We start from the raw sequence: 4,134 nt of genomic DNA, 5'->3' as shown, positions 1-4,134 counted from the left end.
CCTTTATTTTTTCCACATTAAACACTCCTTTTTAAAAAAATTCCGAATTTTTTACACAAATATATAATAACATATTGACCATTTTGCATCCTCTCTGAGATAGAATGTGTATGTTTTTTTATCTTCGCTTACATCATATGTTTTAGCCACACCAGGAATCGGTTTATTGCCCTCTCCAAGCATATATAACCCCTCAAACACGTTACGCATAACATTCATTGATTCTCCATCAGTCGCCTTTGTTACATCCATTGTTGGAATTTCTGCGATATATGGAAAATGAATGGATTGTTTATCTGCCACTTTACCATTCGCCTTATTTTTCTTATCCTTTTCCACACTACAAGCTGTTAGTAATAAACTAGCACTTATAATCGTTGTAATAACCGTTGTAGTTTTCCCTCTCATTTTTTCTCCTCCTATATATATAAGATACTACCTATTCTATATTACTATATTAAATAAAATAAATAACCATCGATAACAGTTTGTACATTCATTACGGTACGTGAAATTACAATTGAACCACCTTCCGCTACATCTCCTTTAATGCTGATTGTCATACACATATGTATGTTTTCATTATTCTGAATTTATTTTTGTTAAAATTCGTGATTTAAAACCTACAAACTAATTTAACTCTGTATAACCCCCCATTGCAATAGTTGGTTCTATTTTTTTATTGCCTAAACTATGGGGTGCAATAGGTTGACTGTGAACTTGCTGCATTTTTAAGTCCAGGCTATACTTCAAGTGAAGGCGAGGTGAAATATACAAATGGAAAATTTTATTCTAGTACTTGTGGTGATTGCATTAGCCCTACATTTAAAATACGAAGAGTCTATCGCTCCATATTTCTCTATAACTTCAGTCATAACATTAATTTGTTATATCATGTACACGAATGATATAACAAATATTTTAGCATTGACTCTTTGTATTATATTAAATGGATTAGCTCTATGTTACGACTTCAAAAACATGATTATCAGTATTAAGAATTACGTAGCTAATTAATAGTTTTCATTAAAAATATCGTTAATTAACACACAATTAACGATATTTTATCTAAAATAATTTTTTACTTACTTTCGTAATTAATCTAACCGCCCACAAAGAATAGTATAAAATTATAAATCACCCCAAAACTTCCACCACGATTTCTTTTTCGCTGCCGCTACTTCTTCCTGTGCTGTTACAATAGTACTTTTCACATCTTGAATTTCTCTAATCACTCTCATAAGGTTTTCATCTCTTTGCTCTAACCTTTTTTCTATCCTTTCTTCACGTTCCTTCCTATCTTTCATATCGTCTTCAATTAACTTATTCCTTTGATCTATACGATCCCCTAGTCTCTTTTCCATTTCTAACAAGTTCGCTTGCTGCACCTTATTAATTTCTTCTATCATAGCGCTATATTGTTGTTGAAATTGATACTGCATTTGATAAGGTATTGCATCTGTCCCCTGGCTTTCTTCCTTCTTATTATCGATTCCAAATTGCTTTGCAATCATTTTTGCTGCTTTTTCTAAGGTCATACCATCCTGCTTACTCAACTCTACTAACTTTTCAATAAGTAACACATCAAACTCTGTATATTCTCTTCTTCCTCGACTATTCTTTTTTGCATCATATCCTTCACGCTCAAGAATATCTGAATACTTTCTAAGCGTGCTGCCACTCACTCCTAAACGATTATAAACCTCATTAGCGGTGTATACTATCTCCATTTCTGCCATAGCGCTACGCCACCTCCTATAAGAAAAATTCAATAAATGAGGAATAATACCTTTAATAATCAATCGACGAAGCTCGTACTGTCTTTGCTGATTTTTGTCGTTCAAATACCATCAATATTATTTCACCATGTTTTTCTCCGGCATAACTTTACTTCATAAATAATAATTAAAAACCCCTTCATAAAGAACGTAAGTTCGTATATAATAAGAACGTGCGTTCTTATTATATTAAGGAGGAATAACGGTGTATGATTACTCAATTTTTCCAAATCGAATTATTTTATGCGTAGATCTTCGTAGTTTTTATGCCAGTGTGTCGTGCATCAAGATGGGCTTAGATCCCCTGCAAACCAAATTAGCTGTAGTTGGTGATGTTAACCGAAGTGGTTCAATTGTCTTAGCTGCCACTCCGCCATTAAAAGCGTTGGGACTTAAGAAGATGGCAAGGAGCTACGAGATCCCTCGCCGTAAAGACATACTTATCGTTAATCCAATTATGGGAACTTATATTAAATGCTCAAATTACATAACGAAACTTGCTCTACAATACGTTCCTATTGAGGATTTCCACCAATATTCCATCGATGAATTCTTCATGGATATTACGGATAGCATTCATCTATTTGCTAATGATCCATATGAATTTGCTTTAAAGTTCAAACGTGAAATTTATGAGCATACACGCATTGAATGTACAATAGGAATTGGGCCCAACCCATTGATGAGCAAAATCGCATTAGATGTGGAAGCAAAGAAAACCAAAGACTGCATAGCATATTGGAAATACGAAGATGTACCCATAAAATTATGGTCGATACGACCACTCAATAAGTTTTGGGGGATTTCGAGCAAAACAGAAGCAAAGTTAAATCGAAAGGGAATACATTCAATCGGAGACTTAGCACAATACCCACTCAAGTACTTAAAACAAAGTTTCGGGGTCATTGGCACAGAAATGCACTTACATAGCAACGGCATTGATTTTAGCCGTATTTCAGAAAAATACGTACCCGCAACAACTTCTATTGGTAAAAGCCAAATACTTATGCGTGATTACACTATAGAAGAGTTTCCAATTATTCTCCTGGAACACATCGAAGAAGTTTGTTATCGGATGAGAAGGCAAAACAAACTCGCTCAGACACTCCAGTTTTCTATTGGTTACAGTAAAAATTACGCTGGTGGTTTTAGAAAAACTCACACTATGAACCGACCAACCAATTTAACAATGGATATCTATAATGTTTGCACATACTTTTTACACGAGTTTTATACAGGCGAACCCATTAGATCCATTAACGTTTCTTTAACTAACTTAATCAATGAAGGCGAAGAACAAATTTCTCTTTTCGATAACATCATACAACGAGAAAAAGAAGTGAAATTGACTAAAGTAATGGATGAAATACGTACTAAGTTTGGTAAAAACAGCATATTAAGAGGGATTTCTTATACACATAGCGCTACAGCAAGACACAGAAATACATTGTTAGGAGGGCATCGAGCATGAATCATACAAATATACCAAGAGGACGAGGAATGGTAAAGTTCAGTCCATTTTCTGCAATGCCTGAACAATTCGAAGGGATCAAACAGATTATTCAAGAACAATTAAAAGTAGAAAAGCCAGTGTTAGATGAACAACAAATAGAAGAAATAGGGAGAACATTAAATGAAACCCTACATACAAAGCAAGAAGTAAATCTATGGTACTACAAAGACGGTTGTATATACCATGAAATAATGGACATCCAAAAGATTGACCTGTTTAAAAAAACAATCATTACTACCGATGCATTTCGTTTTCAAAATAAGTTTGACCTGGATGACATTGTTGATTGTAAATTACATAATTAATATCAAAAAGGAGAATACAGTATGAATGTAATTCATTTTGAACAAGCAAGAAAAAGAAAAATGAAAGAACTACAAATGACGACAAAGATACCTATTGTTGAACGAATTTATAAAGTGGGTGGAGAGGTAAAGTTTGATGTATCTGGTGAAAAGGAATTACCTAAAACATTTCTAGAAAAAGATGTTACCTAAGAATAGGCGTGTTAAATTTTAGTGTTGATAAAACAACTGAACATTAGAGAAACCTTTTCATTTCGAGGTTTCCCTATTTTCTTGAATAACTAAGATTGTCTTATGATTGAATCTTGTTCTCCAACTCTTGGATTCTCTTTTCTAACTTTTTGTTTTTTTCCATTTCTTGATAAACGAGTAAAAAAGATAAACTCCCCATACAAAAAGCAAGCCATTCCATATTCGCACCCCCAAACTATACAATCATGAGTTAAACGAGAAATAGCCTAAGAGTCGAGGGTATGTCCTTTCCCTCGCTATTCCACACTCTGGATACTCGTTACAACGTTGTTATAGCATATATGAT

At 33.8% G+C, this 4,134-nt stretch carries 4 protein-coding genes and 1 pseudogene; 3 read left to right on the top strand and 2 right to left on the bottom strand.

Annotated features, from left to right (window positions below):
- Nucleotides 1-75 precede the first annotated feature (75 nt).
- Together AB3X48_RS18540 and AB3X48_RS18535 are read right to left on the bottom strand one after the other, a co-directional pair.
- Nucleotides 76-408 (bottom strand): annotated as a pseudogene (locus AB3X48_RS18540) (ABC transporter substrate-binding protein); the annotation flags it as partial.
- 722 nt (nt 409-1,130) lie between these two features.
- Complete coding sequence (locus AB3X48_RS18535; RefSeq protein WP_016104025.1) at nt 1,131-1,739, bottom strand: DUF3967 domain-containing protein; 609 nt, start codon at nt 1,737-1,739, stop codon at nt 1,131-1,133.
- Nucleotides 1,740-1,983: 244 nt separating this feature from the next.
- On the opposite strand from AB3X48_RS18535, the gene AB3X48_RS18530 reads away from it, so the two are divergent.
- From AB3X48_RS18530 to AB3X48_RS18520, 3 genes are read left to right on the top strand one after another with little or no spacing between them, the layout of a single operon-like run.
- Nucleotides 1,984-3,249 (top strand): Y-family DNA polymerase, encoded by a 1,266-nt coding sequence (locus AB3X48_RS18530; protein ID WP_016104026.1) that lies wholly within the window; start codon nt 1,984-1,986, stop codon nt 3,247-3,249.
- Nucleotides 3,246-3,596, top strand: coding sequence for a YolD-like family protein (locus AB3X48_RS18525; protein ID WP_367959798.1), 351 nt, complete (start codon nt 3,246-3,248; stop codon nt 3,594-3,596). Before AB3X48_RS18530 ends, AB3X48_RS18525 begins: the two co-directional genes overlap by 4 nt.
- A 21-nt stretch (nt 3,597-3,617) precedes the next feature.
- Nucleotides 3,618-3,788 (top strand): hypothetical protein, encoded by a 171-nt coding sequence (locus AB3X48_RS18520; protein ID WP_016104028.1) that lies wholly within the window; start codon nt 3,618-3,620, stop codon nt 3,786-3,788.
- Nucleotides 3,789-4,134: the final 346 nt, after the last annotated feature.

Origin of the sequence: Bacillus sp. S4, from assembly GCF_040838205.1 — a bacterium.
GTDB lineage: Bacteria > Bacillota > Bacilli > Bacillales > Bacillaceae_G > Bacillus_A > Bacillus_A cereus_U.
This window is presented reverse-complemented; position numbering and strand designations above follow the sequence as displayed.

Bases quoted from the DNA above. Each gene is read 5' to 3' on its own strand.
- AB3X48_RS18525 (WP_367959798.1), top strand. From the start codon at position 3,246: ATGAATCATACAAATATACCAAGAGGACGAGGAATGGTAAAGTTCAGT.
- AB3X48_RS18535 (WP_016104025.1), bottom strand. From the start codon at position 1,739: ATGGCAGAAATGGAGATAGTATACACCGCTAATGAGGTTTATAATCGT.
- AB3X48_RS18520 (WP_016104028.1), top strand. From the start codon at position 3,618: ATGAATGTAATTCATTTTGAACAAGCAAGAAAAAGAAAAATGAAAGAA.